Annotated in this window: 4 protein-coding genes; 3 read left to right on the forward strand and 1 reads right to left on the reverse strand. The window is 71.8% G+C overall.

Annotated elements, in window-relative coordinates; genetic code table 11:
• Nucleotides 1-823: poly(ethylene terephthalate) hydrolase family protein (locus GA0115259_RS22675; RefSeq protein WP_107469247.1), on the forward strand; the 823-nt coding region annotated here is incomplete at its 5' end.
• 19 nt (nt 824-842) lie between these two features.
• On the opposite strand, the gene GA0115259_RS22680 is transcribed toward GA0115259_RS22675, so the two are convergent.
• The gene (locus GA0115259_RS22680) at nt 843-1475 is read right to left on the reverse strand and encodes a TIGR03085 family metal-binding protein (RefSeq protein WP_093600264.1); all 633 of its coding nucleotides are present in this window, start codon (nt 1473-1475) and stop codon (nt 843-845) included.
• Nucleotides 1476-1731: 256 nt separating this feature from the next.
• On the opposite strand from GA0115259_RS22680, the gene hisI reads away from it, so the two are divergent.
• Nucleotides 1732-2058: a phosphoribosyl-AMP cyclohydrolase gene (gene hisI / locus GA0115259_RS22690; RefSeq protein WP_093600270.1), complete on the forward strand. Its 327-nt coding sequence runs from the start codon at nt 1732-1734 to the stop codon at nt 2056-2058.
• Between the two features lie 37 nt (nt 2059-2095).
• A complete protein-coding gene (locus tag GA0115259_RS22695) occupies nt 2096-3598 on the forward strand; it encodes an anthranilate synthase component I (RefSeq protein WP_093600267.1) in 1503 nt (500 codons plus the stop codon).
• The last annotated feature ends 95 nt before the right edge of the window (nt 3599-3693 follow it).

Consider the following 3693-nt stretch of genomic DNA (forward strand, 5'->3'; position numbering starts at 1 on the left):
CGCGCCTGCTGCCACGGCCGCCCGGTCCGCCGAGGCCGCGGCCAATCCGTACGAGCGCGGGCCCGCGCCGACCGTGGCCGCCATCGAGGCGCCTCTCGGCCCGTACGCCGTCTCCCGGCTCACCGTCGCGCGGTCGAGCGTCAGCGGCTTCGGCGGCGGCACGGTCTATTACCCGACCTCCACTGCGGACGGCACCTTCGGCGCGGTGGCCATCTCGCCCGGCTTCACCGGCACCCAGTCCAGCATCGCCTGGTACGGACCGCGCCTCGCCTCGCAGGGCTTTGTCGTCTTCACCATCGACACCATCACCGTGCTCGACCAGCCCGCCGGGCGCGGACGTCAACTCCTCGCCGCACTGGACTATCTGACGGGGGATTCGGCGGTCCGTGAGCGGATCGACCGCACGCGGCTCGGCGTCATGGGCCACTCGATGGGCGGTGGCGGCTCCCTGGAGGCCGCCAAGAGCCGTACGTCCCTGAAGGCGGCCATCCCGCTGACCGGCTGGAACCTGGACACCACCTGGCCCGAGGTCCGTACGCCCACCCTGGTGGTCGGCGCCGACGGCGATACGGTCGCGCCGGTCGCCACGCACTCCGAGCCGTTCTACGCGTCACTGCCAGGCACGCTCGACAAGGCGTATCTGGAGCTGAAGGGCGCCGTCCACCGGACACCGGTCACGGCGAACACCACGATCGCCAAGTACAGCGTGTCCTGGCTGAAGCGGTTCATCGACGACGACACCCGCTACGAGCAGTTCCTCTGCCCGCTGCCGGTGCCGGGCCCGACGATCGCGGAGTACCGAGGGAACTGCCCGTACTCCTGACGCCCTTCGGCGGGCCCGCTCAGATACCGAGCTTCGCCTCCTGGAGCCGGGCGATCGCGTCCTTGTCGCCCTCCAGCTCCACATCCGTGACGCTCTGCCGTCCGAACACGAAGAGCACCAGCTCACCCGGCTCACCGGTGACCGTCACCACCGGTGTGCCGCGGTGGGCCACGGCCGTCTGGCCGTCCGGGCGGCGCAGCACCAGACCCACCGGCGACTTGCGGCCCAGCATCCGGCCGCCCTTCTCGAGCCGCGACCAGAGCGCGTCCGCGAAGACACGGTCGATCTCGCGCGGTGTCCAGTCGGGCTGCGCCCGCCGCACATCCTCGGCGTGCACATAGAACTCGATCGCGTTCGCCGCCTCGTCGATCTGCTTGATGCCGTACGGCGACAGCCGCGGCGGTCCCGTACGGATGAGCTGGATCAGCTCCTCGTACGGCTTCGCGGCGTATTCGGCCTGCACCCGCTCCAGCCGGTTCTTGAGCGCGGGCACCAGCACACCGCCCGCCGCGTCCGGGCGGCGCTCGCGCACCACGGTATGGGCCGCGAGATCCCGCGTCAGCCAGCCGTCGCAGAGCGTCGGCGCCTCCGGGCCCGCGGCTTCCAACAGGTCGGCGAGCAGAAGCCGTTCACGCTTGGCATGGGTCGACATGGCTCCCAGCGTACGGCTGCCCGGCCCCGTCCGCCCAGTGGACGGCGGGCCCGGTCAACGACGCGGGCGCGGCACAATGGGACGCATGAGCAGTACGTCCAGCACGCCCAGTACGCCGTCCGGCACCACCGGCACCACCGGCACCACCGGCACCACCGGCACCACCGGCACACCCGGCACCACCGGCACACCCGGCGACGCAGCCGCTCCCAGCGACGCCGGAGCCCCCGGCCCGAGCCGCGGACTCGATCCCGCCATCGCGGACCGGCTCAAGCGCACGCCCGACGGACTGCTCCCGGCCATCGCCCAGCAGTACGACACCGGCGAGGTGCTGATGCTGGGCTGGATGGACGACGAGGCCCTGCACCGCACCCTGACCACGGGCCGCTGCACCTACTGGTCCCGCAGCCGCCGCGAGTACTGGGTCAAGGGCGACACCTCCGGCCATGTCCAGCACGTCAAGTCCGTCGCCCTGGACTGCGACGCCGACACCGTTCTGGTCCAGGTCGACCAGGTCGGGGCCGCCTGCCACACCGGCGCGCGCACGTGCTTCGACGCGGATGTCCTGCCGCTCGGACGGTGAACGGACCGGTCCGTTCCACCGAGTAGGGTCAGCCGCCATGGACCTTGAGACCTTCCGCAAGCTGGCGGTGGACCGCCGTGTCATCCCCGTCAGCAGGCGCCTCCTCGCGGACGGCGACACCCCGGTCGGCCTGTACCGCAAGCTCGCCGCCGAGCGTCCGGGGACCTTCCTGCTGGAGTCCGCGGAGAACGGCCGCTCCTGGTCCCGCTACTCCTTCATCGGCGTACGGTCCGCCGCCACGCTCACCGAACGCGACGGCCGCACCCACTGGCTCGGCACTCCGCCGGTCGGCGTCCCCGTGGACGGCGATCCGCTGGCCGCCCTGCGCGCCACCGTGGAGGCCCTGCACACTCCGCGCGACCTCTCCTCCGGCATGCCGCCCTTCACCGGCGGCACGGTCGGCTATCTCGGCTACGACATCGTCCGCAGGCTGGAGCGGATCGGCGAGCACGCGCGCGACGATCTGCGCATCCCCGAGCTGACCATGCTGCTCACCTCGGACCTCGCTGTACTCGACCACTGGGACGGCACGGTCCTGCTGATCGCCAACGCGATCAACCACAACGACCTGGACACCGGTGTGGACGAGGCGTACGCGGACGCCGTCGCCCGGCTCGACGCCATGGCCGCCGATCTCGCCGAGCCGCTGCACTCCGCGCCGGCCGCGCTGCCCGCCTCCGAGCTGCCCGAGTACACCGCGCTCTGGGGAGGCCCGGACTACCGGGCCGCCGTCGAGGACATCAAAGAGCGGATCAGGGCGGGCGAGGCCTTCCAGGTCGTTCCCTCGCAGCGCTTCGAGACGCCCGTCACCGCGAGCGCCCTGGATGTCTACCGGGTGCTGCGGGCCACCAATCCGTCGCCGTACATGTATCTCTTCCGCTTCCCGCACCAGGACGGCAAGCCCTTCGACGTCGTGGGCTCCAGTCCCGAGGCCCTGGTCAAGGTCGAGGACGGGCGCGCGATGGTGCATCCGATCGCCGGGACCAGGCACCGGGGCGCCACACCGCGGGAGGACCAGGCCCTCGCCGAGGAACTGCTCGCCGATCCCAAGGAGCGCGCCGAGCACCTCATGCTCGTGGACCTCGGCCGCAACGATCTGGGCCGTGTCTGCGCGCCGGGCAGCGTGGAGGTCGTGGACTTCATGTCGGTCGAGCGCTACTCGCACGTCATGCACATCGTGTCCACGGTGACCGGGCGGGTCGCCGAGGGCCGGACCGCCTTCGACGTGCTGACAGCCTGTTTTCCGGCGGGCACGCTCTCCGGAGCGCCCAAGCCGCGCGCCATGCAGATCATCGACGAGCTGGAGCCCACCCGGCGCGGGCTGTACGGCGGCTGCGTCGGCTATCTCGACTTCGCCGGGGACTCCGACACGGCCATCGCCATCCGTACCGCGCTGCTGCGCGACGGCACGGCGTACGTCCAGGCGGGAGCGGGCGTCGTCGCCGATTCCGACCCGGTCTCCGAGGACATCGAGTGCCGCAACAAGGCGGCGGCCGTGCTCCGCGCCGTGCATACCGCCAACCGCCTGAACGGCGGGTGACACGGTAGGGGATAGTGGGGTACGTGAGCGCCGTACCCGTACCCCAGCCCCATGCCGCCCGCCCGGCGGCCACCGCGTCGAGCGGCGGTCGCCGC

Origin of the sequence: Streptomyces sp. MnatMP-M17 (genome assembly GCF_900091995.1) — a bacterium.
GTDB lineage: Bacteria > Actinomycetota > Actinomycetes > Streptomycetales > Streptomycetaceae > Streptomyces.